Consider the following 26,382-nt stretch of genomic DNA (forward strand, 5'->3'; position numbering starts at 1 on the left):
TTCTACGGCATTTGAGCATAGGCGGGAAGCGTCAGGAATTCGGCGAAGTCGTCGTCCAGCGCCACCTCCTTGAACAGCGCGGTCGCCTGACCGTACAGCTTCTCGTCGTAGCCGGGCTCCTCGGCGATCTTGGCGAGCTCCTCCGCGATGATCTGCTCGACCAGTTCCTTCGTCACCTGGGCGCCCGTGTCGGCGAGCGTGATGTCGTTGTGGATCCACTGCCAGATCTGCGAGCGCGAGATCTCGGCGGTGGCGGCGTCCTCCATGAGGTTGTGGATCGCCACCGCGCCCAGGCCGCCCATCCAGGCGGCGAGGTAGCGCAGCGCCACGTCCACGTTGTTGCGCAGCCCGGTCTCGGTGATCTCGCCCGGCGTCTCGGAGACCGACAGCAGCTCGGCCGCGGTCACGTTGACGTCCTCGCGCAGCCGGTCGAGCTGGTTGGGCCGCGACCCCAGCACGCCGTCGAACACCTCACGGCACACCGGCACCAGGTCGGGGTGCGCCACCCACGAGCCGTCGAAGCCGTCGCCCGACTCGCGCGTCTTGTCCGCCCGCACCTTCTCCAGCGCCACGGCGTTCACCTCGGGGTCGCGCCGCGAGGGGATGAAGGCCGCCATCCCGCCGATGGCGTGCGCGCCCCGCTTGTGGCAGGTGCGCACCAGCAGCTCGGTGTACGCGCGCATGAACGGGGCCGTCATCGTGACCGCGTTCCGCTCGGGCAGCAGGAACTCGCGGCCCCGGGTCCGGAACTTCTTGATCACGCTGAAGAGGTAGTCCCAGCGGCCCGCGTTGAGCCCCGCCGAGTGGTCGCGGAGCTCGTACAGGATCTCCTCCATCTCGAACGCGGCCGGGTAGGTCTCGATGAGGACGGTCGCCCTGATCGTGCCGTACGGGATGCCGAGGAGCTCCTGAGCCCGGGTGAACACGTCGTTCCAGAGCCGCGCCTCCAGGTGGGACTCCATCTTGGGCAGGTAGAAGTACGGGCCCTTGCCCTTGTCGATCTGCCGCTGGGCGCAGTGGAAGAAGTAGAGCCCGAAGTCGAACAGCGAGGCCGAGACCGGCTGCCCGTCCACCCGGGCGTGCTTTTCGTCCAGGTGCCAGCCGCGCGGGCGTACGACGACCGTGGCCAGCTCGTCGTCGGGCCGGAGCGCGTACGTCTTGCCGCCGGTCTCGAAGTCGATCGTGCGGTCGAGCGCGTCGCGCAGGTTGAGGTGGCCGCTCACGCAGTTCTCCCAGAGCGGAGAGTTGGCGTCCTCGAAGTCGGCCAGCCAGACCTTGGCGCCGGAGTTGAGCGCGTTGATGGTCATCTTCTTGTCGACCGGGCCGGTGATCTCCACCCGGCGGTCCTCCAGACCGGGCGCGGGCGGCGCGACCTGCCAGTCGGCCTCTCTGACGTGCTTCGTCTCCGGCAGGAAATCGAGCAGGCCGCCCGCGGACAGCTCCGCCTGCCGCGCCTGGCGGGCCTGCAGCAGCTCCAGCCGCCTGGCGCCGAACTCCCGCTGGAGAGTCGCCACGAAATCGAGCGCCTCAGGAGTGAGGATCTCGTCGAACCGGTCGAGCATCGGGCCGGTGATCTCCATGGGGTGCCTTTCCGCTTCGTGGAAAATGACTTCTGGATTGTGGAAGTGAAATTACTCCCCTAGTAGTCCCGGGTCAAAGGTTGGGGTTCCTTCGGGGAGTCGTCGGGGGCATCCCCGATGTGGCCGGGGGCATGCGCGGACAAGATTGACGGCATGAAGACCATCGCGATCGCGGGCGGGCTGCTGGCCTCCACACTGATGCTGACGGGATGCGGGCTCGGGAGCATCACCGGTCCGAGCAGCGAGGAGACCGCGTCCTACGAGGTGACGGACAAGGTCGCCAGGCTGCAGGTCAAGAGCGGCGCGGGCGAGACCGTGGTCACCGAGACGGGTGGCGGTGCCGTACGCGTCACCGAGACGCTGCGCTGGCGCGGCGACGACAAGCCGAAGCCGGAGCACAGCGTCGAGGGGAACGCGCTGCTCCTGTCGTACGACTGCCCGTCGAACCTGGGCAGCTGCAGCGTCGACTACAAGATCGAGATCCCCAAGGGGCTGGCCGTCGACCTGAACAGCGGCTCGGGCGACGTCACGCTCAGGGGGCTGACGGGGGAGCTCAACGTGAACGTCGGCTCCGGCGACCTCGACGCCGCGGAGCTGGCGGGCAAGAAGCTCGTCGCGGAGGCGGGGTCCGGGAAGGTCGAGCTCAAGTACACCGCCGCCCCCGACAGCGCCGAGCTGCAGGCCGGCTCCGGCGACATCGTGCTCCGCGTGCCCGACGGGGCCTACGACGTGAGGACCCAGGTGGGCTCCGGCGACGCGGACGTCTCGGTCAGGAAGGACAGCTCCTCGCCGCACAAGATCTCGCTCAAGGCCGGATCCGGCGACGTCACGGTGGCCGCCGGATAAGGGGGTGATTGTGGCGGGGGTGTCGTGCCACCATCGTGGGAAGACACCGAGGTGTCCAGACGTTCCCTAATAGAGATGACACGAATGCACGATTACACCGCGCTCGACCTCGACGAGTTCGAGACCGGCGACATGGACCTCGAGGAGCGCCAGGCGCTGCGCCGCGTGGCGGGCCTCTCCACCGAACTCCAGGATGTCTCCGAGGTCGAGTACCGGCAGCTACGGCTGGAGCGGGTCGTCCTCGTCGGCGTCTGGACGTCAGGCACCGTGGACGACGCGGAAAACTCCCTGCTGGAGCTGAAGCTCCTGGCCGAGACGGCTGGGTCCCAGGTGCTCGACGGCCTCATCCAGCGCCGCCAGAAGCCTGATCCGGCCACCTACATCGGCTCGGGCAAGGCGCTCGAGCTGCGCGACGTGGTCGAGTCGACCGGCGCCGACACCGTGATCTGCGACGGCGAGCTGACCCCCGGCCAGCTCCGCCAGCTCGAGGAGACGGTCAAGGTCAAGGTCATCGACCGCACCGCGCTGATCCTCGACATCTTCGCCCAGCACGCCAAGAGCCGCGAGGGCAAGGCCCAGGTCGAGCTGGCGCAGCTGCAATACCTGCTGCCCCGCCTGCGCGGCTGGGGTGGCAACCTGTCCAGGCAGGTCGGCGGTCGCGCCGCGGGCGGCGTCGGCATCGGCGGCCGCGGCCCCGGTGAGACCAAGATCGAGCTGGACCGGCGCCGCATCCGCGAGCGCATGGCCAAGCTGCGCCGTCAGATCAGCGGCATGTCCACCTCGCGCGACACCATGCGCTACCAGCGCCAGCGGCGCGAGGTCCCCGCCGTGGCCATCGCCGGCTACACCAACGCGGGCAAGTCCTCGCTGCTCAACCGCGTCACGGGAGCCGGGGTGCTGGTGGAGGACGCGCTGTTCGCCACCCTCGACCCGACCGTGCGGCGGGCGCGCACGCCCGAAGGCCGGCTCTTCACGATCGCCGACACCGTGGGCTTCGTGCGGCACCTGCCGCACCAGCTCGTCGAGGCGTTCCGCTCGACGCTGGAGGAGGTCGCCGAGGCCGACCTGATCCTGCACGTGGTGGACGGCTCGCACCCCGACCCGGAGGGCCAGCTGGCCGCCGTACGCGAGGTGCTCGCCGACATCGAGGGCGCCTCGGACATCCGCGAGATCGTCGTGATCAACAAGGCCGACGCGGCCGAGCAGGACGTGATCGACCGGATCATGCGGCGCGAGCGCGACTGCGTCGTGGTGTCGGCGCGGACCGGTCGCGGCATCCCCGAGCTGATGGAGGTCATCGAGCGGGAGCTGCCCCGGCTGGACCACGAGATCCACCTGCTGGTGCCGTACAACAGGGGAGACCTGATCTCCCGGGCCCACAAGGAGGGCGAGGTGCTCTCCATGGACCACGTGGAGGACGGCACGATCCTGCACGCCCGGGTGCTGCCCAGCCTGTGGCAGGAGCTCGAGCGGGTCGGCAAGCCCGTGGAGCGGGTCTTCTAACCCTCCGGTCAGCCCCGGTTTTCGTCGTTGCGGCCGGGCGACTCCCACGCAAGCGGTACGGTGGGGTCGCCCGGCCGAACACGTTCGGGCGGGTCTGCCGTGACGGTCGGCGAACGACGGCACTGGTCGGGCGCGACGGCGGCATGTGGCAGGCTGGAACGTCGGCGGCGAACGTTGTGTACTGGGTCGGCCCGCGCCGCAAATCACGCATGGCTACCCAAAAGCGGCAGTGGTCCCCGAACCCTGAGGTTGCTAGAATCGGCCAGACCCCTTACGCGGTCGGGTTTCTAGGTTTGGGTCTGGGTTTCGGATGATGACTCGTGTGATCAAAGTCGTCAACGGGGGCCTTGGGGACGAGGTGGGGCTGGGTGACGGTCGGGATCAGTGGTCTTTCTTCCGAATAACCCTGTACAGCAAGCCCAGCTGTGAAATAACGTAACTGAACTGAAATCGCCGGATCATGACTCTGGCGATACGGTCACCGCACAACTCGATGCGGATGAGAGCAGGAGACCCCCCATGTCGTCCGGACCCGGAGCGGACTCAGTGGGCGCGGCACAGCCCCTGAGCTGTGCGCTGCGCCCATGCCGGTGCGCGGGCGAGGGCTCACGCAGGGCGGTGATGCGGTGACCGTTCGACTGCTGACCAACATCGGCCGCCTGTGGACCGGCAACGAGGTCCTCAGCAACGCCGCCATCCTCGTGCACAACGACCGCATCGCGTGGGTCGGGCGGGCGCCCGACCTCCCGCAGAGCGTCCCCGGAGTCGTCGATGACATCGTCGACGTCGACCACGTCGAAAACCTCGGCGGCGCCCTCGTCACGCCCGGTCTCATCGACGCGCACACGCACCCCGTCTACGCCGGCAACCGCTACGCCGAGCTGGCCATCCGCACCGGCGGCTCCAGCGCCGCCTCGATCACCGCGGCGGGCGGCGGCGTGGGCTCCACGGTCACCGTTACCCGCGGCACCGACCCGTGGACCCTGTGCAACGGCGTGCGCGAGCGGCTGCGGAGCTGGCTGCTCAGCGGCACCACCACGGTCGAGGCCAAGACCGGCTACCACCTCACCCGCGACGGCGAGCTGGCCGACGTGCGGCTCCTGCGCGAGCTGGAGAAGGAGCCGATGATGCCGCGGGTGCATGTCACCTTCCTCGCGGGGCACGTCGTGCCACCCGAATACTTCGGCCGCCAGCGCGAATACGTCGAGGCCGTGGGCTCCTGGTGCGCCGACGCCGCCGCGGCGGGCGCCGACAGCGTCGATGTCTACTGCGACGAGGGCCACTTCACCACCGAGGAGTCCCGCTGGGTGCTGGCCTCCGGCCGCAACGTCGGGCTCCTGCCGCGCATCCACGCCGGCCTCTTCAGCCGCCGCGGCGCCGTCCAGCTGGCCGCCGAGCTCGGCTGCGCCTCCGCCGACGGGCTGCACCACATGTCGGACGAGGACATCGCGATCATGTCCCGCTACGGCGTGCCCGCCGTCGTCTGCCCGGCCACGGCCCTGCAGCGCGGCCACCTCCCGCCGGTCCGCCAGATGATCAAGCACGGCGTCCAGATCGCCCTCGGCAGCGACCACAACCCCGGCTTCTGCGGCATCACCTCGATGTCCCTGGTCATCGCCATGGCGGTGTCGGCGTTCGGGATGAGCGTCAACGACGCCCTGCGTGCGGCCACCCTCGGCGGCGCCACCGTCCTGGGCGCTCCCGACCGCGGCGTCCTGGCGCCGGGCCGGCTGGCCGACATCGTGCAGTGGGACGCCGACCACGAGGGCGCCTTCGCCTGGTCCTTCGGTCTCAAGCCGCGCCGCGTGTGGCGGGGTGGGACGCCGGTCCAGTAGTTACTCTCGGGTTATGCCGCCCTCGGTCGCCGTGGTCACCGACTCGACCGCCTACCTGCCTGCCGTGCCGGGGGTCACGGTCGTCCCCGTCCAGGTGATCGCCGGCGGGGTCTCGTACGACGAGCCGCTGTTCACCGGCGACCTCGCCGCCGCCACCACCTCCCGCCCCGCCCCGGAGAGCTTCGCCTCCTGCTACGCCTCCCTGGCGGCCGCGGGCGCGACAGCAATCGCCTCGATCCACGTTTCCGGCGATATGTCCGGCATCGCCGATTCCGCCCTGACGGCCGCGTCCGGCGCCCCCGTACCCGTGGAAGTGATCGACAGCCGCTCGATCGCCATGGGCCTCGGCTACCCGGTCCTGGCCGCCGCCCGCGCCGCCGCGAGCGGCGCCGCCCTTTCGGCGGTGACGGCGGCGGCCCGGCGCTGCATGGAGACCACCCGGACGTTCTTCTACGTGGACACCCTCGACGCCTTACGGCGCAGCGGCCGCATCGGCACCGCCGCCTCCCTCGTCGGCTCGGCCCTCATGATCAAGCCTCTGCTCCACATCGGCGACGGCCGCATCTCGCTCCTGGAGAAGGTACGCACGTCCTCCCGCGCCATCGCGCGCCTGGAGGACCTCGCCGTCCACGCGGCCGGCGAGGGGCCCGTGGAGGTGGCCGTACAGCACCTCGGGGCGAGCGACCGCGCCGAGGCCCTGGCGGAGCGCCTGCTGAAGCGGCTGGCCGGTCTGGCGGAGTTGCGGGTGGTGGAGGTGGGGGCGGTGATCGGCGTCCACGTGGGGCCCGGCATGCTGGGCCTCACGGTCTCCTCGTGCGCCCCCTGACCAGGTGGGTCATCGTAGGCTCTGGTTCCGGCGTGCACCCCATACGGCCGCCCCGGCCGCCAGGAGCAGAACGCCGGCGAGCCACAGGATGCCCTGGAGCGGCAAGGCATCGACGATTGCGCCGCCGGCGAACGCGCCGAGACCGATCGAGAGGTTGAACACCGCCACCCACAGCGCGGAGGCTTCCTCGACCGCCTGCGGTGCGGCCTTGATCATCCAGGTCTGGAGGCTCGTGGAGACCCCGCCGTACGCCAGGCCCCATGCGACGAGCAACGCCACCCCGCCCACCGCGGTGAGACCTGCCACGGGGTAGAGGAGCACGATCACTCCCAGGGCGGTGGCGATGGAGAGCACTGTGCGATGGAGCCGGTGCGCCACAGTGGCACCCGCGATGAAGTTTCCCGCGATGCCCGCCACGCCGAACCCGAACAGCAGCGGCCCGACGAATTGCGCGTCGATGCCGGACAGATCCTGCAGCACGGGGCTGATGAACGTGTAGGCCGAGAAATGGCCGGTCACGATCAGGAACGTGGCCAGGATGCCGACCCGGACGCCCTGGTTGCGGAACTGGCCGGCCAGCCGCCGCAGGCCGACGGGCTGAGCGGCGGTCAACGGTGGCAGCACGGCCAGCAACGTGACCAGCACGGCAAGCGCGAGGGCGCTCAGCGCGCCGAACGCGATCCGCCAGTTCGCCAGCCCGCCGATCATCGTGCCGATGGGGACGCCGAAGACGTTCGCGGCCCCGACGCCGCCGAAGATGATCGCGGTGGCCCGCGGTACGCGCGAGGCCGGGACGAGCCGGACGGCCAGCCCGCCGGCGATGGCCCAGAACCCGCCGATCGCCACCCCCACCAGCACGCGGGCGATGATCAGGAGCGGATAGTCCGGGGCCAGGGCGGAGGCCAGGTTGGCGAGCGTCATGAGTCCCATCAAGGCGACGAGCAGGAGCCTGCGATCCATCCTGCCGACGAGTATCGGGACCACCGGCGCCGCGACGGCGGCGACGATGCTGGGGACCGTGACCATCAGTCCTGCCGCGCCTTCGGACACCGATAGGGCCGATCCGACGGGGGTGAGCAGCCCGATGGGGAGCTGTTCGGCCGTCACCAGCAGAAATGTGCCAAGGGCTACGGCGGACACCGCGATCCATTGACGTTTCGCCGATGCGTCCCGCTCGGTCGGCGTGCGGTCCGTTGCCGTCACGTCGAGCCTCCTTCCGTCATTTGGGAGCGTTCGCTCCCATATGGCGGCACACACTAATACGGGAGCGATCGCTCCACAACTTTGGTAGGGTGGCGACCATGGCACGGCCCAGGGAGTTCGACGAGCAGGACGTGATCGCCAAGGCGACCCACCTGTTCTGGTGTCGCGGCTACAACGCCACGTCGGTCCGCGACTTGGGCGCCGAGCTGAGGCTCAAGCAAAGTAGCCTGTATCGCACTTTCAACGACAAGCACACATTGTTCCTGCGGACGCTGGACCACTACCGGGCGACCGAGTCCACCCAGGCTGAAGAGCAGCTCAGCGCCCCCGGCCCCAGCCTCGAAGTCTTGCGGGAGTGGCTGATCTGGATGGTCAGCCACGAGGCCGGTCGCGGCTGCTTCGTGGTCAACACGGCCACCGAGCTCGGCACCACCGACCCCGAGGTCCGACAGAGGACCGAGGCCGCGTTCGAAGTCACCCGGAAGGCCCTGGCGTCGCTGCTGCGCCGCGGTATCCGTGACGGTGACCTGCCCGCGACGTGTGATGTCGACGCTGCGGTGGAGTTGCTGTTCACGACCGTGCTTGGGCTGCGCGTACGCGAACGCGCCGGACACGATCCCCAACGGCTGGCCACGACTGTCGACTTCACGATCAAGATGCTCGCGGCATCTGCGACCTGACCGCATATCGCCACCGAGGACGGCGATGCGAGCGAAGATCGGGTTGGCGGAGCATGCGGAGGTGGTGGCGTGTGCGCCGACGGGCAGCGGCAAGGTCCTCGGGAGCGCGCAGACGGGCAGCTGCAGGCTCGTCACGAGTGCGCCAACGGCGCGGCAGGCTCGTCGCGTGTGCGCCGACGGCGCGGCAGGCTCGTCGCGTGTGCGCCGACGGCGCGGCAGGCTCGTCGCGTGTGCGCCGACGGCGCGGCAGGCTCGTCGCGTGTGCGCCAACGGGCAGTGGCAAGCCCGTCGCGATGCGGGCGAATGGTGAGGGTGCGACCGGCCTCGGCCAGGGCGCGAGCGTGGTGGGCAGCCGGTGGTGAACGCCTGGCGCGGCAGGTTCCGGCCTGACGGCGTCGGCAAGGGGACGTGGCGCGCAACCGGGCAGGTCACCGTGCCGTCAGCGGTGTCGATGGCGAAGTCATCGAGCTCGATCCCGCCGGGCTGGAGCGCGGCACGGCGGCGCGAGCTTGATCACGGCGCGATGCCCGGGGACGGGCGTCGGCCGGTGCAAGCGGGCGGTGCAAGCGGGCGGGGCGAGCAGGCAGGGCGAGCAGGCAGGGTTGGCGGGCGGGGGGAGCAGGCAGGGGTTGGCGGCCTGGTGGGGCTCGACGCCTGCTCGCCCTGCCAGGCCGCCGTTTTCGCGGGTCCGGGAGCGGGCCCCGTAGCGCCCTGACCTGCGAAAACAGAAACGATGGACCACCTGCGGGCCAACCGGACGAATCCTGGGCAGCGTAGCCCTAAAACCCCAGGTCAACCTTGTGGATAACCCAACGTTCTCCCCAGAACGGAGTTCGGAACCTCCGCGATAACCGGTGAGGACCTACATTCTCAGCCGTGCGAACCCCCGACCCCACGGCAGAGCGGACCATAGCCGAGTCCCGGCTACGGTCGATCACCGCGCCTTCCCGCCGCTCCCGCCACCCTCTCGGTCGGCTCACCGGTGCCATGACCGAGCCGACCGGGGCCAGGCACGGAGCCACGTCGCAGCGCGCCAAGCCACCGGACGGCCTTCATCCGAGCCGCGACAGAGAGAAGCTTGGGACGGTTCCGCCCCCACCACCCAGCGCCAGGGAAGCCGCTGGGAGGACCCTGCACCCGCAGCACCAGGTGAGGAAAGCCGCTGGGACGACGCTCCCCCCAGGACACCTCCTGAGCGGCCTGACCATGATGAGGCCGTCGGCTCACGCTCACCCCGCAAAAGCCCCAACCAGCGATCAAGTGCATCACTGTCACCTGACCAAAAGCGCGGTCCCGCCCCGGTGCCACCTACCTTCCAAGCATTCCGCGCAGCCATCACCTCCCAAGCCCCAGCCCTGGACCCGGGCAAGCCCGGCCTCCGAGTCCTGGTGGCCTTGGGAGCCCTCGCCGCAGCCGTAGCAGCGTTCTTCCTCTGGCGCTCCCAGCCCGCACCGCAGCCCTTGCCACCTCCCACCCCGATCTCGCAGCCACCAAAATCGCCGTCCCCCACCGCCGTCGCCAAGGTGACCGTCCACGTCACCGGCAAAATCCGCAAACCGGGCGTCTACCTACTCCCCGCAGGCGCCCGAGTCACGGACGCGGTGGCAGCAGCCGGAGGAGTGTCCCGCGGCGCCTCCACAGGAGCACTCAACCTCGCCAGACGCCTGATCGACGGCGAGCAGATAGTCGTGGGCGCCCCCGCCGGCCAGGCAACTGAAGGCTCACCCACCGCAGACCCGGCCACCACCGTTCTCGACCTCAACTCCGCCACCACCGACCAACTCGAACAACTCCCAGGAGTGGGCGAGGTCCTGGCAGCCCGCATCGCCGAGTTCCGGGACACCCACGGCGGCTTCACCGCCGTCGAACAACTACGCGAGGTGAGCGGCATAGGCCCACGAAAGTACGACGAGCTCAAGCCAAAGGTCCGCGTCTGACATGGCCACCCCGCGTACCAAGGACACCCGCCCAACACCTCCAAGCCGAGACAACGCCAACTCGGCACTCGACAGCGCCCGCACTGCCGACGGAGCCAGCACGAACACCGAAGCCAGCACGAACACCGAAGCCACCCACCCTGACCCCGACGCTGCCCAGCGTGACCGCAGTTGGCCCCTTATGCTTCCCGCACTGGCCGCCTGGGCAAGTGCCTTGGTCCTACTCGGCTGCTCCGCCCGCACATCCCTGATCGTCGCCATGTCCACAACCCTGGCCGCCTCAGCCGTAGCCTGGCCCGCCCGCTCCGTAATATGGCCCGCCCGCTCCGTAACGTGGCGCGCTCGGTCCGTATGGTGGCGTGTTCGCGTCCCAACCCGGCAAGCACGCCCCAACACTGGGGCCTGCCAACGCGAGAGCCCGACCACGAAGCACGGAGCTCCGGCCCCCTGGCGCAACATCACCATTGCCGCCCTCATCTGCGCGGCCGCTGCCTCGGCGTCGATCGCCCTCAGAGTTCACGCCCTGACCACGGGCCCAGTAGCCGCCTTGGCCAAGCAGAACGCCACAATCAAGGCCCAGATCGCCCTAACGGACGACCCCAAGCGCAGACAGAACAGAAGCGGTCACTTCAACCAAGAGAGCTACGTAACCCCAGCCACCCTGGAGATCATCCAAACAGCCGGCAACCGGCAGGCCGTCAACGTCCCCATCACCGTCTTCGCCAACGGACACGACTGGAGCACCCTGCTCCCCAGCCAGCACGTCGAAGTGACCGGCCGCCTGGCCAAGCCAACCCCAGGCGACCTCGTCGCAGCCATCCTCCTGGTGCAAGGCCCGCCACGAGTCCTGACACCCCCGTCCCTGCTCCAAACAGCAGCGGGCAGCCTCAGAGCGGGCCTACGGGCGGCCGCCGCCACCCTCCCCACCGACCAGCAAGGCCTTCTGCCGGGTTTGGTCGTCGGCGACGTCTCACGCATGGATCCCCAAGTGTCGTCCGACCTCAAGGAGGCCGGCCTGAGCCACTTGAACGCAGTGAGCGGGGCAAACCTCGCAATCGTGGCAGGCGCCGCCCTTGCCCTCTCCCGCCTCATCGGGCTCCCCCTCCCGGCAAGGGCCGTCTTCGCCGCCGTCGCGATGCTCGCGTTCGCCGTGGTCGCCCGCCCCTCCCCAAGCGTTCTACGCGCCCTCCTGATGGGCCTTGCCGCCACCATCGCACTGGGTACAGGCCGAGCGAAGGACGGCCTCGCGGCCCTCTCGGCAACGGTCCTCCTCCTGGTGCTGTTCGCCCCGGAACTAGCCCGTTCGTACGGCTTCGCCCTCTCGGTAGCAGCCACCGCCGGGATCCTCATCCTCGCCCCACGCTGGCGCGACCGCCTGACATCCCCAAAAGCCGAGGACGACACCGACAATCAGAACAACACAAGACACGGTAAGCCCGCTGATCGTGACCCACAGGGCGAGCCAGGTCTGCGCGGACAGCGCGCCCCCAGCGCGGACGACAGCCTGTACCCAGACGACAGCCTGTCCCCAGACGGAAGCCTGCAACCAAAAGGAAGCCTGCGCCCTGACCGAAGCCTGCACCGGAACCCCGACCTGCACCGGGACTTGCACCGGGACCTCGACCTGCACCGGGACCTGCACCGGGACCTCGACCTGCACCGAAATCTCGCAGTGCAACCTGATCACATCCCGCGCCCAAATCCTGATCTCCAGTCGGAGCGTGCTCTGCCGCAATCGACGACTGAGGGCGGCTCCAGGGTGCCGTATCGGTTGCCGCGGTGGATGGCGGAGGCCGTTGCTGTACCGGTGGCCGCGCAGGTGGCGGTGACGCCCATTCTGGTGCTGATGTCGGGGCAGTTGACGCCCGTCGCCGTGATCGCCAACCTGCTTGTCGCCCCCGCAGTAGCCCCTGCGACGTTGCTCGGTTTCGGTGCCGCCCTGGTGGCACCCGTCTGGCCCGGCGGCGCGGAGCTTCTCGTCGTCCCGGCCGGTTATGCAGTCGGATGGATCATCATCGTCGCCCGCTGGGCGGTGAACCTGCCTTTCGCCACCCTGCCCTGGCCCGGCGGGCTCCCGGGATTGGGGTTGCTGCTGCTCGCGGTGGCGATCGCCGTGCCGATCCTGCGGCGCAAGGCATGGAGGACCGTGGCGGTGACCGTGGCGGGGGCGGCCTTGGTCGCCGTACTGGTGATCCGGCCCATCGTCGGCTCCTGGCCGCCCAAAGGGTGGTTGATGGTGATGTGCGATGTTGGGCAGGGAGACGGGCTCGTCGTGGCGGCGGGACCTGGAAGAGGGATCGTGGTCGACACCGGGCCCGATCCGATCGTCATGGATCGGTGCCTGCGTAGGCTCGGCGTCGACGACGTACCCCTCCTGATCCTCACCCACCCCCACGCCGACCACGTGAACGGCCTCCCCGGCGTCCTCCGCAACCGGCGCGTAGGCGCCGTGGTCGTCAGCCCGCAGCGCACGAGCGCGCGAGCCATCGCGCATCTCTCCGCCACGCTGAAACGCCGTGGGATACCGGAATGGACGGCCTCACCCGGGACTCGTTGGCGCTTCGGCCCGTCAGAACTGGCCGTACTCGGCCCCGACCCCGCCATGGACGAGATGAGCGGGCAAGGGGAGGGAAGCGCGATCAACAACTCCAGCGTCGTCGTCCACGTACGCTGGCAGGCCGGGTCCATTCTGCTCAGCGGTGATCTGGAGACAGAGGCGCAGGACGACCTTTTGCGCCGGACGGCGGTACGAGCCGACATCCTCAAGACCCCGCACCATGGGTCCAACCGGCAATCCGAGGCCTTCTTGTCGGCTGTCGGCGCACGAGCGGCCTTGATCAGCGTGGGCGCCGACAACGACTACGGCCATCCCGCCTTGTCCACGCTTGCTGTCCTACGACGGCTGGGAGCCAGCGTCTACCGGACAGACCAGTCCGGCGACCTGGCCATCGTGGAGCGGGAGGGTCAAATGGCAGTGGTTCCTCGCGGCCCGTAGCCCGCACCGTCCGTACCCACACCGTCGGCGGCTGCACGGTCGGTGGCCACACGGTCGGTGGCCACACGGTCCGTAGCCCACATGGCTCGTAGCTTCGCGGCCCGTGGCCCACACAGTCGGTGCCTGCACGGTCGGTGGCCACACGGTTGGTGGCCACATGGCCGGTAGCCACACACCCGTAGCCCACATGGCTCGTAGCTTCGCGGCCCGTAGCCACACCGGCCGCAGCTCCACCGCTGCACTTCCGCAGCCCCCCAGCTCCGCATCCCGAACTTCCGTAGCCCGTAGCCCAGCTCTTCGTAGCTCCGTAGCTCCGTAGCTCCGTAGCTCCGTAGCTCCGCCGCCCGCCGCCCGCCGCCCGCCGCCCGCCGCCCGCCGGATATGGCGCGCGTAGTGGGTGGCCCCTTGGATTGCGGGGGCTCAGATGAGCGCGTCCAGAGGCACCTGGCACGCCTGGCGTACCGGGTGGTGGCGCACCCTGAACTGGGCGGGCTGTGTCCAGGGAATTATGGCCCTGGGAGGCGGTGCTGTGCGTGGTCGTTTCCGTCGTGTCGCGACAGTGAGTGCATGCAGCGGGCCGGGTCTCAGGGCTGGGGTGTGGGTTGGAGCTGGCAAGGGTGTCAGGCCGGTGGCGTGTACGGGCTGCGCTCCGAGTACCTAGTTGTCGGCGGCGCATGGCATGCTGCCTGACATGGCGGGAACCGATCCAGCACCTGTGACCCTGGTCCTCGGCGATGAGGAGCTGCTGGCCGAGCGGGCGGTTAGTGGCGTCGTCGCGGCTGCGCGGGCCGGCGACCCGCAAGCCGAGGTGCATGACCTCATGGGCGGGAAGGTCGGGGTCGGTGAGTTGACGCAGCTTACCTCTCCGTCGCTCTTCGGCGACCGTTCCGTAGTGGTGATCCGGTCGGCCCAGGATCTTTCCAAGGACGTCATCGCCGAGATCGTCACCTATGCCAAGCGCCCCTCCGACGACACCGTGCTCGTCCTGTCGCACCCGGGCGGGGTGAAGGGGAAGGCGCTGGTCGACGGGGTGAAGAAGGCCGGGGCCAAGGTGGTCACGGTCAACAAGGTCACCAAGGCGGGGGAGCGGCTGGACTTCATCAAGGGGGAGTTCAAGCGGGCCGGGCGGGGCATTGCGGGGGACGCGGCCCAGGCGTTGCTCGATGCTGTGGGCAACGACCTGCGGGAGCTGGCGGCGGCGTGCAGCCAGCTGATGTTCGACACGGAGGACAAGACGATCAGCACGGCCGCCGTTGCGCGCTATCACAAGGGGCGGGCCGAGGTCACCGGGTTCAATGTGGCCGACTCCGCGGTCGAGGGGCGGCTGGCCGACGCGCTGGAGCAGCTGCGGTGGGCTCTCGGCACCGGGGTCGCCCCCGTGCTGCTGGTGAGTGCGCTGGCCGGTGGCTTGCGGTCGCTGGCCAAGGTCGGCAGCGCACCGCGCAACCTCCGAGGCGGGCAGTTGGCCAGTCATGTCGGCATGCCGCCGTGGAAGGTCGATCGGGTGAAGCGGCAGCTGAACGGGTGGGGGCCTGAGGGGCTGTCCCGGGCGATCCAGGCTGTGGCGAGTGCGGATGAGCAGGTCAAGGGTGGGGGCGCGGACCCGGCGTACGCGTTGGAGCACGCCGTGCAGGTGGTCGTGGCCAGCCGCACGGGACGGTAGCCGGCGGTCGGTGCCCCGGCCCCGGGTCTCGGCAGGGACAGACCGGGGAGGTCCATACCGACTGGCTGTATCAGGCCATCAATGTCGGGCTGGGCGTCGGCTCGGCGTATCGGGTGGTGCGGTGTACAACGCTGGTTGGTTTGGTGGGGTGGTCGGCAGTGCACGCGGGGAGGCGCGCTGTGCTCGGCGCGGTCCGGCGGTCAGGTCGGCTTCGTCGGAGTTTCCTACGGCGGCCCTCTGGAAGTCGGCACGATGTTCAGCTCGAACGTCGGCGTGTGCGGCGGCGTCGCACCCGTCCGCAGCTACCTCGACGAGCTCCTGCCCGACGTTCTGGACGGCACCATCCAGCCGGGACGCGTGTTCGACGCGGAGATGCCCCTGTCCGACATCGCCGCCGCTTACGCCGGGATGGAGGAACGGCGCGCGGTCAAAGTGCTTCTCCATCCGTAAAGCCCCATGTAGTCCTGTGGGGTCGGACGTGGTCGCTCGCGTGGTACGGGCGTCGAACGGGAGTCTCGCTCGCCCCGCCTACTTCGCGGCCGGGCGGAGAGGGCGGAAGAACGTGGTCAGTTCCTCCTGCATCAGCGCAGGCTCCTCCAAGGCCAGGAAATGGCCGCCGCGGCCGGGTTCGCTCCAGTGGCGCAGGTTGGTGCAGGCGCGCTCGGCGATCGAGCGGGGGATGCCGGACATCACTGGTTCGTGGCTGAGCGTGATGGCGGTCGGCACCGTGATGGGCGGGCGAGGGGTGTTGTGCTCCCAGTCGTAGTACTGCCGGAAGGAGGTGCCGATGGAGCTGGTTGCCCAGTACAGGGTCAGGATCGTGAGCAGGGTGTCGCGGTCGAAGCGGGACTCCAGGTCGCCGTTGCAGTCGCTCCAATCCCGATATTTGTCGATTATCCAGGCGGCGAGTCCGGCCGGCGAGTCCATCAGGGCGGCGGCGATGGTGTCGGGCCGGGTCCCCATGATGGCGCTGTAGCCGCCGTCGAGCTCGTCGTACGCCTCCTCGGCCGCCACGAACGCCTGCTCCTCCGCCGACATCGGCGGGTCGTCGAACGACGCGGGGAACGGGGGATGGATCAGGTGGATGCCGATCACCTCCTCCGGGTGGAGCGCGGCCAGCCATTGGGTGGCCGCCCCGCCGATGTCGCCGCCGAAGGCGGCGTACCGGTCGTACCCCAGGGTGTCGGTCATCAGCGTGTGCAGCATCCGCGCCATCGCCGCCCGGGTGAGCGGCTCCGGCGGCAGATCGGAGTAGAGGAAGCCCGGCATGGACGGGATGACGACGTCGAACGCGTCGGCCGGGTCGCCGCCGTGGCGGGCGGGATCGGCGAGGCGGGCCGCCAGGGGGAGCATCTCCAGGAAGCTGCTGGGCCATCCGTGGCAGAGGAGGATGGGCATGGGCGCGGGGCCGACTCCGGCGATCCGGACGAAATGCAGGCCCCGCTCGCGGTAGTGCGGCAGCGCGTTGAGCTCGTCCTCCCGGGCGCGGTAGTCGAATTCCTCCGCCCAGTACGTCACCAGTTCCCGCAGGTACGCGGGGTCGGCCCCGGCCTGCCACGGCTGCGCCCCGCTGCGATCGGTGAACCTGGTCGCCCGCAGGCGAGCCCGCAGGTCGTCCAGAACGTCGCCGGGCACCTCGATGCGGAAGGGGGATTGAACCACGCATTGCCTCCGATAGCCGGAAATTTCAGGACTGGCTTACCACCGCCGGCCTGCCTCCCTCAAACGGATTACCGGTGCGGTCAGTGGCCGGTTTCCGTCTTCACCAGGAGCCGTTTGAGCAGGCCGTCCAGCAGGGCCTGGTCCGCGGGCGGAAGGGTGTTCACCAGGTCGGCCTCCACCTCCCCCCGGATCGTCATCGCGTCCATCCAGAGGTCGTGTCCCTTGGAAGTGAGCTCGACGTCCACCCGCCGGCGGTCCTCCGTGCTGCGCACCCGGCGTACCAGACCCGCTCGCTCCAGGGTGTCCAACCGGCCCGTCATCCCGGCAGGGGAGAGCAGGAGGTCGGCGGCCAGCTCGGACGGGGTCGCCGAGCCGTCGCGCGCGACGAGCCGGTGCAGCGTCTCGAACTCGAAATCCTGCATCCCCACCTCCTTCAGCGCCGCCTCCTTGGTGTGGGCCAGGTGCTTGACGAGGAACTGCATCCGCGTCACGACCGCCTCCACCCGCTCGTCGAAGGGTGCCCTGCCGCGCCAGCGGGCCAGGTGACGATCGACGGAGTCCTCCATGCGACGGATCATACGGCGATAAGTATTTTGTTGACGAAACATTCGCTGGCGAAATACCGTACTGACCCGTGATCCAGAGACTCCTGATCGGGCGGTGCCTGTCCGCGCTCGCCACCGCGCTCATCCCCACCACCCTGACGCTCGCGGTCCTGCGGGCGACCGGGGACGGCGGGGCGCTGGGCATCGTGCTGGCGAGCGAGATGGTGCCGCTCCTGCTGCTCCTTCCCGTGGGCGGCGTGCTGGCCGACCGGATCCGGCCCGAACGGGTCGCGCTCCTCGCCGACCTGACCCGGTGCCTGTCGCAGGCCGCCATCGCCATCGAACTGCTGCTGGGCGTGTACCGGATCCTCGATCTGGCGGTGCTGTCGGCCGTGGCGGGGATCGCCATCGCGTTCGGCAGCCCGGCCGTGCCGAGGCTGGTGGTCGCGGTGGTGCCCGGCCAGGACAGGTTGCGGATGAACGCGCGTATCGGCGTGGCCACCAGCCTGTCCGCGGTCGTCGCTCCGGCGCTGGCGGGGACGGTCACGCTGGCCGCCGGTCCCGGCTGGGCGGCCGCGCTCACGGCGGCGCTGTTCGCCTGCTCGGCGCTCACTCTCGGTGGCATCAGCAGCACGCCCGCGGCGTCTCACGTCAAAGCGGCGCCTCACGCCGATGCGAGGCTTCAGGTCAATGCGGTGCGTCAAGTCGAAAAGGCGGCTCAGGTCAAAAGGGTCAGCGCCTTCGGCAGGGACGTGGCCGAGGGGTGGCGGGAGGTCAGGGGGCGCCGATGGTTCCTGGCCTGCACGCTCGCCCACGGCGTCTGGCACTTCATGGCCGGACTGTTCCTGACACTCGCCCCCATGACAGCCGTGCGGGAGCTGGGCGGCGAGGTGAGCTGGACGGTGATCGTGCAGAGCGGCACGGTCGGCCTGGTCCTGGGCGTGCTGGCCGCTCCTCGGCTGCCCATCCGCAGGCCGCTGGCGGTGGTCCAGGCCGGTGCCGCCTGCTACCTGCTGCCCATGGTGGCCCTGGCCGTGACGGCGCCCACCGCGGTGATGGCGGGCGCGTACTTCGTGGCGATGTTCGGGCTGGGACTGCTCAGCCCGCTGTGGGAGACGGTGGTGGCCGAGGAGATCCCGGAGCGGGCGCTGGGGCGGGTGCGCTCGTTCGACCAGCTCATCTCGTTCGCGTCGCGGCCGTTCGGGCTGGCGGTGGCGGCGCCGCTGGCCGGCGTCACCGGGGTGACCGCCCTGGCCCTGACGGGCGGCGTGCTGGTCGCCGTCGCGAACCTCGCCGCCATCCTCCCGTCGCGCTCCTCCCTCCGGCCCGCTCCCGCGGAAGCCGCCCCGGCGAGGGTCAAGTGAGCGCCGCCTCCCGTACGACGCCGTCGTTGATCTCCAGGACCCGGTCGGCCAGCGTGATCAGGCTGGGGTCGTGGGTGGCGACCAGGGCCGTGACCCCCTCACTCCGTACGAGGGCCCGCAGCAGCTCCATGATCTGCCGCCCGGTCTGCGAGTCCAGCTGCCCCGTGGGCTCGTCGGCCACCAGCAGCCGGGGCCGGTTCGCCAGGGACCTGGCGATGGCCACCCGCTGCCGCTGCCCCCCGGACAGCTCGTACGGCCGCTGGTTGGCATGCTGCTCCAGCCCCACCAGCGCCAGCAGAAGGCGTACGCGGGCCTCGCGCTCCTCCGACGGCGTCCGCAGCAGCCGCATCGGCACGCCGACGTTCTCCGCCGCGGACAGCACCGGGATCAGCCCGAACGACTGGAACACGAACCCCACCACGTCGCGGCGCAGGGCCAGCAGGTCGTCCTCGGACATGGCGGTGACCTCGTGCCCGGCGACGACCACCCGTCCGGCGTCCGGCCTGTCCAGGCCGCCGATCTGGTTGAGCAGGGTCGTCTTCCCGGACCCCGACCGCCCGCGGACCGCGACGAGCTCGCCAGGGAACACCGAGAACGACACCTCCCGCAGCGCCACGACCTCCTTGGGCCCGGTCCGGTAGACCTTGCGCAGCCCTTCCACCTCGACCAGGGGCGAGTCAGTCATCAGAGGGCTCCTCCCGGGCGGGCCACACGCCGATGTGGTCGGATTCGAGCTCGAGGCGCACCCGCCGCTCCATCTCGAGCGCGTTCATGAAGTCGCGCGGCAGTTGCAGCCGCCCGACCCGGTCCAGCACGGCGTACTCCTCGGCGACGATCTGCCCCTCGGCGCCCTCGCGCCGCAGCGTCTCGCTGCTGGTACGCCCGTCGCGAATGCCCACCGTACGGTCCACCTGCTCCGACACCAGCGGGTCGTGCGTCACGACGACCACGGTCACCCCCAGCTCCCTGTTGGCCTTGCGCAGCGCGTCGAACACCTGCTCCGACGTCTCGCTGTCCAGCTCGCCGGTGGGTTCGTCGGCGAGGACGAGCTGCGGGGAGTTGGCGAGCGCGACGGCGATGGCGACCCGCTGCTGCTCGCCGCCCGACATTTCGGGAATCTTGCGGTCTGCGCAGTACCCGACGCCCAGCAACTCCAGCAGCTCCAGCGCGCGACCCCCGCGGCGACCGGCCAGCTTCATCGGCAGCTCGACGTTCTCCCTGGCGGAGAGGTACGGCAGCAGGTTCCGCGCGGTCTGCTGCCAGATGAAGCCCACCACGGACCGCCGGTACCGCAGCCGGTCGCGGGCGTTCATCGACAGCAGGTCCATCCCCGCCACCCTGGCCACGCCGGCCGTCGGCACGTCCAGCCCGGACAGCACGTTGAGCAGGGTCGACTTGCCCGACCCCGAGGCGCCCACGATGGCCACCAGCTCGCCCTTGTCGATCACCAGGTCGAGCCCCTGCAGCGCGACGACCTCCACGCCCTCGGTCTTGTAGATGCGTACGAGGTTGTCGCACACGATGTGCGCGTCACCGCCGAACGCGGCCTTCTCCCGCGTGGCCCTGGCTTCCAGCTCGGACAGGGTCGGGTTCATGAAAGATCCCCCACTCGAAGGACGGCGCCGAGGTTGCGGCGGCGGCTGATGGCGGTGTGCGCGTACGCGCCGAGCACGGCGACGGTGGTGAGCCCGCCCGCCAGCAGCGCAGGCACGAGCAGGTCGAGCGAGTAGTCGCCGACGGGCAGGCCGCCGGCGTACGACGACAGGTCCACGCCGGCCCCGAGCGCGAACGGCAGGCCGAGGCCCAGACCGAGCCCGACCAGGGCGGTGACGAGGATCATGGGCAGGATCTCCAGCACGGTCAGCCGCTGCGCCTGCCGGTCCGACAGCCCGAGTGTGCGCAGGAACGACACCGCGCTGGCACGCTCGGCGGCGCCGATCACGAGCGCCAGCACGACGGCGACGAGCGCGTACGAGCCGAGCGCCACCGTCACCACGAGCAGCGTCCAGCGCACGGTGCTGGTGAGGGGGTCGTCCTGGATGGCGCTCAGCGCCCGCTCCTGCGTCTCCACGGTCGCCGACGGGACCAGCCGCGCCAGCACGTCAGGGGAGACGTCGCCCTTGATCAGCAGGGTGTTCGGGGCGGGCCGGGTCAGCACGCCCAGCGGCACCACCATGAACTTCCCTTGGGTGAAGAAACTGGGCACCGACTCGACCACGCCCCGCGTGGCGAGCTTCACCCGCGACTGCCACCCGATCTCGAACGTCCCCCGTCCCCGCAGCTCGGGGGAGACCAGCGCGCCGTCGGACAGCGGAGGCACGCTGATCGGGGCCCCGTCCAGGATCCGCCGCCACTGCGCCACGTCCACGGCGAGCGCCTCGGCCCGCTCCGCGCCGTACCCGACCTGCACCCGCCCGGTCTGCGCGATCACCACCTGCTCGACCCCGGGCGTCGCCCGAATCCGGTCGATCGAGGCGGCGGGGATCTCGACGTTCGACGTCACCTTGATCGGCGCGCCCACCTGCTGCCAGGACGCCAGCCGCTGCGTGTCCGCGATCCCGCCGGAGATCACCGCGGCGAACACCGACACGCCCAGCGCGGGCAGCAGGATCAGCACGGGCAGCACGCCGGCGGAGCGCGCCCTGGCCGCCCTGGTCAGCCCCAGGAACGGCACGGCCGCCCGCCCGCGCGCGGCCAGCCGTACGAACAGCCGCAAGGGGTACGGATAGCAGCGCAAGGTGATCAACGCCGCCGCCAGCGTCAGCCCGACGGGCACCAGGAGCAGGAACGGATCCTGCGACGCGCCACGGGCCCGCAGGAGGTACGCCCCGACCAGGGCGAGCACCACGACCAGCACCTCCAGCGTGACCCGCCGGGCGGAGGGCCGGCCGGCGGACACGTCGTCGCGGCGCTCGTGCAGCGGCGTCCGATGGGTCAGGGCCAGCCGCGCCCCGGCGAACCCGACGGCCGCCACGACCACGACCAAGGGCCCCAGGTGCACGATGGGCAGGACGGGCCCGGGCACCAGGAACGACAGCCCGTACCCGGCCAGCGCGGCGGGCAGCACCGCGACGCCGGTCAGCAGCGCCCCGGCCCCGGCCACCTGCCGCAGCGACCCGCCCCGCGCCCGCGCCAGCGACAGCGGTTGGTCGAGCCGGTTGCCCAGCAGCAGCACGACCAGCGCGATCACGCCGAGCGCCACCGCCAGCAGCCCGCCGAGCACCAGGTACGTCACGGTCTGCGCGGTGGCCACCTCGGCGAGGAAGTCGCCGAGCAGCTTGGAGAGCCCGGTGTCCAGGTGGTACGGGCTGGCCGTCGACTGGAGCGCGGCCACCCGCCCGAACTCGGCGACCGCCGCCTGGAGGTCGGGCGCGGCCAGCGCGCTCGCGGCGCGGGCGTCGATCGGCAGGATCCAGTGGTAGGACAGGTTGCGCCCCTCGCCGCTGAGCGCGGTCAGCCCCGCGTCGGGGATCAGCGTCGTGATGCGCTTCTCGAGCTCGTCGCTGCCCGGCGTCTGCGCCTTGACGACCTGGAGGATGTCGACGTTGTGGGACCAGTAGCGGTCACGGGGGTCCTTGGCCTTGAAGGCGCCGACGATCTTCAGGGCGGCGTAGTCGTTCTCGCCGACCATCTTGGTCTGGCCCACCTCGAAGCCCAGCTCGGGCAGGGCGTCCGCGACGATCCCCACCTCGAAGACCGGGATCGTCGCGCCCTCGTACCGCATGGTCGAGGGCTTGCCGGGCGCCCGCCCCTGGACCCAGTCCACGCGCCGGTCCGCGTCGGAGAGCCAGCCCAGGTTCATGTGGGTGTGGCCGGAGGTTCCGGTGACGGGCGTGGAGGTGGTCTTGGCGCTCATGTGGCCCGCGCCGGTCGCCAGCGGGCGCAGCGCCGGCGGCAGGATCTGGCGCCAGCGGCGGTCGCGGGCGTCGAACTGACCGCGTTCGTGCAGGTCCTCCTCGGACGAACGCGACTCCACGGACACCGTCAGGTCGGCCTGCACCGCGGGGGCGCTGACCAGCGAACGGCGCAGCGCCTCGTCGAACGACGCCTGCATCGCCCTGGGCAGCCCCGCGACCAGCAGGCAGGCGCTCAGCGCCAGCACGAACAGCACGGCCATCGTGCCCAGGTGCGCGCGGGCGAGCAGGGCGATCCTCACCGTTCCTCCACGAGTTGCCCGTGCTGCCCGCGCAGGCGGCGGGCCAGCCCGGCCACGATGGCGAGCAGCACCGCGGCCACCAGCGCCAGCATCGCCGCGGTGGCCGCCCACGGGATGTCGAGCACCACGCCGGGGGTGACGGCCGAGGCCTGCCCGGTCAGTACGATGTGCGGCACGACCAGCACGCCGACGACCACGGCGAGCCCGGTGCCCGCGACGAGCGACAGCCCGATGACGAACGCCTGCTCGACCGCCAGCACCCCGAACACCTGCCGGGAGCTCACCCCGAGCGCCCGCAGGATCGCGAACTCGCCCATGCGCTCCCGGGCCGCGACGGTCGCGTTCACCAGGAACCCGAGCGTCGCGAACACCAGCGCCGCCGCGAACCCGAGCATCAGCGCCCCCTGCAACCCGCTGGCCAGGGGATCGTCCCGCAGCTCGGCCGCCAGCCTGCGCTGGTCGAGCGCGGTCACGTCCCACTCGGGCCGCGTCTGGAGCGCCTTGACCGCGGGCGCGGTGTCACCGGCCGCGAGCCACCATTCGGTGGCGGGCCTGGGCAGCTGCGCCGAGGCCAGCTCGTACGTCTGCAAGGTCGCCCAGTCGGCGAGCACCGCCTTCTGCCCCGCCGGGGTGGTCGGCATGCTGTCCACGACCCCCACCACCTTGACCTGGAGCACCCTGCGGTCGATGCTGGCCGGCCCGACCTGGCCGACGGCCAGCTTGAGCGAGGCGGCCAGGTCGGCGGTGAGCACCACCGGCAGCGGTCCGGGCTTCGGCAGCGGCGCGAGGCCGGCGACCGCGGGCCGCACCACCTTCATGGACACCGGCGGCGCCGCCACCTCGCGGCCGTCTGCGCTGAGGCCGGTCAGGGTCAGGTTCACGGGGCTCTGGGGGGTGCCAGCGACGAGGCCGCGCAGCGACAGCGGGTACGTGATCTTCCCGGTACGCCCGGCCAGCGCCCGGAGGTCGACGTCGATCCGGTTCTCGCCCTTGCGCAGCACGCCGAGCGGCACGTCGCGCCACACGCCGAGCGCGTCGGAGAGCACCAGCCGCAGCGGCAGGACGCCGTCCGCTCGCGCCCGCAGCGTGAGCGCCGACGGCTGCCCGGGAAGGTCCAGCTTGCCCGCCCGGTCTCCGGCCAGCGCCCGCGACATCTCCCCGACCGGCTGCGCGGACAGGTCGGCACGCAGGTGGAACAGCTCGCCCAGCCTGCCCGCGTCCAGGCCGAGCAGCAGCGCGCTCTCGCCGCTCACCTCGGTCTGCCCGCGAAATCCCGGCGAGTACGCCGTGACCCCGGGCAGCGCGGTGAACGCCGTCCCGCGCCCGAGCGCCCCCAGCTCCGGCCCGTCAGGGGGACCGGACAGCCGCAGGTCGGCCCCGGCCTGGTGACGGGCCTGGTCGGCCTGCGAGGCCCGCCAGGTGGACGCGGTGGCCATGGACACGATGCCGATCGCGATGGCCATGGTCAGCAGCAGCGCCGGGCCCGCGTACTTGAGCGGCCGCCTGCTCACCTGCCAGGCCCCCAGCGCGGGGGCGAGCGCCGGCCGCCTGGACGTCACCCGCTCGGCCAGCTTCGAGACGCGCGGCACCAGGCGCAGCCCCAGCATGCCGCCCGTGAGCAGGGCCAGGGCCGGCCCGGAGATGATCAGCGGGTCGATGCCGAGCCCGCCCGCGGCCGTCGCGGTCACGGGCGCGCCGTAGCGCTGGAGCTGCCAGATCGCCAGCCCGGCCACGACCAGCAGCGCCAGGTCGGCGCCCGCCCGCTCGATCAGCCCGCGCCCGCCGCCGCGCCCGCGCGCCGACTGCTCCTCCACGTACGTGCGCCGCGCGCCCGCCAGCGCCGGCAGCACCAGCAGGACCGCCGCGGCCAGGGCCACGCCGAACGAGACGAGGAACGTGCCCAGGTCGGCCGAGGGCGCCAGCCGTACCCCTGACGCCCTGATCCAGGGCAGCAGGTTGACCAGCGCGAGCAGCGGCGGGCCCAGGAACGGCGCGACCACCGCGCACGGCACCGCCACCAGCAGCGCCTCGCCGCCCGCCAGCGCGGCCAGCCGCACCGTGCCCGCGCCGCGCGAGCGCAGCAGCGCCACCTCCATGCGGCGGTGGTCGGCGAGCAGGCGGGCGGTGAGCATCAGCGCGTACGCGGCCAGCAACAGCAGCTGCAGCACCGGGATCAGCATCGTGGAGCGCGCGACCAGGGACGCGGTGTCGAGCTGGGTCAGGATCTCCGGCAGGTGGCTGGCGGCCACGCAGCTGCCGCAGCCGTCCGCCTTCAGCCGCGCGCCCAGCCGGTCGATCGCTCCGGCCAGCGGGCGCAGCTGGGCGGGCGTGAGCGCGCGCAGGTCGGGCACGGCGGTCCAGGTGGCGTTCACGCTCGTGGCGAAGCGGGCGACGAACGTCTCGCGCGGCACCATCAGCGGCCCGTACGTGGTGAACTCGCCGCGCTCCACGCCCCGGCTGAGCAGCTGCTCACCCGCCCACCGCTCGCCGAACGGGTCGTTGAGCTGGAACACGCCCACGACGCGGACCGTGACCGGGCGCGGGTCGAGGCGGCCCTTCGTGGTGAACTCCTGCCCCGCCTTGAACCCGGTCGCCGAGGCCGCCGACAGCGAGATCGCGGCCTCCACCCGGTCGCCGCCGGCGCGCGGCCAGGAGCCGGAGACGAGCCTGGCGTGCTGGTCGAGCCCGTCGTAGCTGCCGAACCTGAGCAGCTCGGGGCGCTCCTGGGCGTCCTGGCCGGGCAGGACGTAGGAGTCGGAGCGGAAGCTGGTGGTGACGGCGGGCGGCCGGGTGTAGGCCCTGGCGAACTCGGCGCGTACCGACCGGTCGAACTTCGGGAACGTCTCGGCCGTCACGGGGGCGCTGACGGTGGCGGCGGTCTGGCGGTACGAGGCCGTCTCCATCGTCCTGCGGACACCGGCGTCCGCGATGGAGGAGGCGTACATGGTGAGCGCGACCAGCGTGGTCGTGGCCAGGAGGATCGAGCCGAAGGCGGCCAGGAGGAGCAGCGGCTCGTTGAGCGCCCGTTTGACGACCAACGGCCCCCGCATGTGTCCCCCTTCGCCCCGTTTAGTGCACCTTCGGGCAGGGCTGGGCGACGGGGCAAGGTGATCTCTGGAACGGTGACGCACCCGATACGGCCGTGTGATATCGAAACTGTGACAAAAGGGTGCGAAAACGAGAACGCCGCACCCCCGGAGGGAGTGCGGCGTTTCCTGTGCCAGGCGTTCCGCTTGGCGGCCGGCTTACTTGGCGGCCAGCGACGCGGCCTGCTTGGCGATCGCGGACTTGCGGTTGGCGGCCTGGTTCTTGTGGATGACGCCCTTGCTGACGGCCTTGTCGAGCTGGCGGGCGGCGGCCCGCTGCAGCACGGCGGCCTGCGCGGCGTCGCCCTGCTCGGCGGCCTCGCGGAACTTGCGGACAGCCGTCTTCAGAGAGGACTTGACCGCCTTGTTGCGCAGGCGAGCCTTCTCGTTCTGCTTGTTGCGCTTGATCTGGGACTTGATGTTCGCCACGAAGAAGCCTCGGTGAAAGTCTGGGTGATGGATGGGGCGCGCGGGCTCGAGAGAGGGCGCGCCACACGCAGT

Annotated in this window: 19 protein-coding genes; 10 read left to right on the top strand and 9 right to left on the bottom strand. The window is 70.9% G+C overall.

The window, feature by feature from the left end:
• Window positions 1-2 precede the first annotated feature (2 nt).
• Entirely contained in the window at window positions 3-1,580 is a 1,578-nt protein-coding gene (gene aceB / locus HD596_RS25800; protein WP_185071890.1) for a malate synthase A, read from the bottom strand.
• 153 nt (window positions 1,581-1,733) lie between these two features.
• Between aceB and HD596_RS25805 the strand changes: the two genes are divergently transcribed.
• From HD596_RS25805 to HD596_RS25820, 4 genes are all read left to right on the top strand, one after another.
• Window positions 1,734-2,426: a DUF4097 family beta strand repeat-containing protein gene (locus HD596_RS25805; RefSeq protein ID WP_185071891.1), complete on the top strand. Its 693-nt coding sequence runs from the start codon at window positions 1,734-1,736 to the stop codon at window positions 2,424-2,426.
• 84 nt (window positions 2,427-2,510) lie between these two features.
• A complete protein-coding gene (gene hflX / locus HD596_RS25810) occupies window positions 2,511-3,929 on the top strand; it encodes a GTPase HflX (RefSeq protein ID WP_376775884.1) in 1,419 nt (472 codons plus the stop codon).
• A 626-nt stretch (window positions 3,930-4,555) separates the two neighbouring features.
• Window positions 4,556-5,764, top strand: coding sequence for an imidazolonepropionase (gene hutI, locus HD596_RS25815; RefSeq protein ID WP_185071893.1), 1,209 nt, complete (start codon window positions 4,556-4,558; stop codon window positions 5,762-5,764).
• A gap of 13 nt (window positions 5,765-5,777) precedes the next feature.
• The gene (locus HD596_RS25820; RefSeq protein ID WP_185071894.1) at window positions 5,778-6,590 is read left to right on the top strand and encodes a DegV family protein; all 813 of its coding nucleotides are present in this window, start codon (window positions 5,778-5,780) and stop codon (window positions 6,588-6,590) included.
• 9 nt (window positions 6,591-6,599) lie between these two features.
• Here the strand turns inward: HD596_RS25820 and HD596_RS25825 are convergent, their stop codons facing one another.
• Window positions 6,600-7,793 (bottom strand): MFS transporter, encoded by a 1,194-nt coding sequence (locus tag HD596_RS25825; protein WP_185071895.1) that lies wholly within the window; start codon window positions 7,791-7,793, stop codon window positions 6,600-6,602.
• Between the two features lie 98 nt (window positions 7,794-7,891).
• On the opposite strand from HD596_RS25825, the gene HD596_RS25830 reads away from it, so the two are divergent.
• From HD596_RS25830 to HD596_RS25855, 5 genes are all read left to right on the top strand, one after another.
• Window positions 7,892-8,473, top strand: coding sequence for a TetR/AcrR family transcriptional regulator (locus HD596_RS25830; protein ID WP_185071896.1), 582 nt, complete (start codon window positions 7,892-7,894; stop codon window positions 8,471-8,473).
• A 1,523-nt stretch (window positions 8,474-9,996) separates the two neighbouring features.
• Window positions 9,997-10,410, top strand: coding sequence for a ComEA family DNA-binding protein (locus tag HD596_RS25835; protein WP_313044692.1), 414 nt, complete (start codon window positions 9,997-9,999; stop codon window positions 10,408-10,410).
• 547 nt (window positions 10,411-10,957) lie between these two features.
• Window positions 10,958-13,405 (top strand): ComEC/Rec2 family competence protein, encoded by a 2,448-nt coding sequence (locus HD596_RS62045; RefSeq protein WP_246554816.1) that lies wholly within the window; start codon window positions 10,958-10,960, stop codon window positions 13,403-13,405.
• A gap of 691 nt (window positions 13,406-14,096) precedes the next feature.
• A complete protein-coding gene (gene holA / locus HD596_RS25850) occupies window positions 14,097-15,068 on the top strand; it encodes a DNA polymerase III subunit delta (protein WP_246554818.1) in 972 nt (323 codons plus the stop codon).
• 252 nt (window positions 15,069-15,320) lie between these two features.
• Window positions 15,321-15,518, top strand: a complete 198-nt coding sequence (locus HD596_RS25855) for a hypothetical protein (RefSeq protein WP_221519515.1) — start codon at window positions 15,321-15,323, stop codon at window positions 15,516-15,518.
• Window positions 15,519-15,596: 78 nt separating this feature from the next.
• On the opposite strand, the gene HD596_RS25860 is transcribed toward HD596_RS25855, so the two are convergent.
• Both HD596_RS25860 and HD596_RS25865 read right to left on the bottom strand, forming a co-directional pair.
• Entirely contained in the window at window positions 15,597-16,730 is a 1,134-nt protein-coding gene (locus HD596_RS25860; RefSeq protein ID WP_185071898.1) for an epoxide hydrolase family protein, read from the bottom strand.
• 80 nt (window positions 16,731-16,810) lie between these two features.
• On the bottom strand, window positions 16,811-17,296 hold the full coding sequence (locus HD596_RS25865; RefSeq protein WP_221519516.1) for a MarR family winged helix-turn-helix transcriptional regulator: 486 nt from the start codon (window positions 17,294-17,296) through the stop codon (window positions 16,811-16,813).
• A gap of 68 nt (window positions 17,297-17,364) precedes the next feature.
• On the opposite strand from HD596_RS25865, the gene HD596_RS25870 reads away from it, so the two are divergent.
• A complete protein-coding gene (locus HD596_RS25870; protein ID WP_221519517.1) occupies window positions 17,365-18,639 on the top strand; it encodes an MFS transporter in 1,275 nt (424 codons plus the stop codon).
• Here HD596_RS25870 and HD596_RS25875 read toward each other — a convergent pair.
• The 5 genes from HD596_RS25875 to rpsT form a co-directional block, all read right to left on the bottom strand.
• Window positions 18,632-19,324, bottom strand: a complete 693-nt coding sequence (locus tag HD596_RS25875) for an ABC transporter ATP-binding protein (protein WP_185078726.1) — start codon at window positions 19,322-19,324, stop codon at window positions 18,632-18,634. The two genes, HD596_RS25870 and HD596_RS25875, sit on opposite strands and share 8 nt — an antisense overlap.
• Entirely contained in the window at window positions 19,317-20,234 is a 918-nt protein-coding gene (locus HD596_RS25880) for an ABC transporter ATP-binding protein (RefSeq protein WP_185071900.1), read from the bottom strand. The genes HD596_RS25875 and HD596_RS25880 overlap by 8 nt, the downstream gene beginning before the upstream one ends.
• Window positions 20,231-22,795 (bottom strand): FtsX-like permease family protein, encoded by a 2,565-nt coding sequence (locus tag HD596_RS25885; RefSeq protein ID WP_185071901.1) that lies wholly within the window; start codon window positions 22,793-22,795, stop codon window positions 20,231-20,233. The genes HD596_RS25880 and HD596_RS25885 overlap by 4 nt, the downstream gene beginning before the upstream one ends.
• Window positions 22,792-25,845: an FtsX-like permease family protein gene (locus HD596_RS25890; RefSeq protein WP_185071902.1), complete on the bottom strand. Its 3,054-nt coding sequence runs from the start codon at window positions 25,843-25,845 to the stop codon at window positions 22,792-22,794. The genes HD596_RS25885 and HD596_RS25890 overlap by 4 nt, the downstream gene beginning before the upstream one ends.
• A 195-nt stretch (window positions 25,846-26,040) precedes the next feature.
• Window positions 26,041-26,310 carry a 30S ribosomal protein S20 gene (gene rpsT, locus HD596_RS25895; protein WP_185071903.1) on the bottom strand — a complete coding sequence of 90 codons (270 nt, stop codon included), beginning with the start codon at window positions 26,308-26,310 and terminating at the stop codon, window positions 26,041-26,043.
• Window positions 26,311-26,382: the final 72 nt, after the last annotated feature.

It is taken from the genome of Nonomuraea jabiensis, assembly GCF_014204795.1.
GTDB lineage: Bacteria > Actinomycetota > Actinomycetes > Streptosporangiales > Streptosporangiaceae > Nonomuraea > Nonomuraea jabiensis.

Coding starts and splice junctions, on each gene's coding strand:
- aceB (WP_185071890.1), bottom strand. CDS start 1,580: ATGGAGATCACCGGCCCGATGCTCGACCGGTTCGACGAGATCCTCACT.
- HD596_RS25805 (WP_185071891.1), top strand. CDS start 1,734: ATGAAGACCATCGCGATCGCGGGCGGGCTGCTGGCCTCCACACTGATG.
- hflX (WP_376775884.1), top strand. CDS start 2,511: ATGCACGATTACACCGCGCTCGACCTCGACGAGTTCGAGACCGGCGAC.
- HD596_RS25820 (WP_185071894.1), top strand. CDS start 5,778: ATGCCGCCCTCGGTCGCCGTGGTCACCGACTCGACCGCCTACCTGCCT.
- HD596_RS25830 (WP_185071896.1), top strand. CDS start 7,892: ATGGCACGGCCCAGGGAGTTCGACGAGCAGGACGTGATCGCCAAGGCG.
- holA (WP_246554818.1), top strand. CDS start 14,097: ATGGCGGGAACCGATCCAGCACCTGTGACCCTGGTCCTCGGCGATGAG.
- HD596_RS25855 (WP_221519515.1), top strand. CDS start 15,321: ATGTTCAGCTCGAACGTCGGCGTGTGCGGCGGCGTCGCACCCGTCCGC.
- HD596_RS25865 (WP_221519516.1), bottom strand. CDS start 17,296: ATGGAGGACTCCGTCGATCGTCACCTGGCCCGCTGGCGCGGCAGGGCA.
- HD596_RS25875 (WP_185078726.1), bottom strand. CDS start 19,324: ATGACTGACTCGCCCCTGGTCGAGGTGGAAGGGCTGCGCAAGGTCTAC.
- HD596_RS25880 (WP_185071900.1), bottom strand. CDS start 20,234: ATGAACCCGACCCTGTCCGAGCTGGAAGCCAGGGCCACGCGGGAGAAG.
- HD596_RS25890 (WP_185071902.1), bottom strand. CDS start 25,845: ATGCGGGGGCCGTTGGTCGTCAAACGGGCGCTCAACGAGCCGCTGCTC.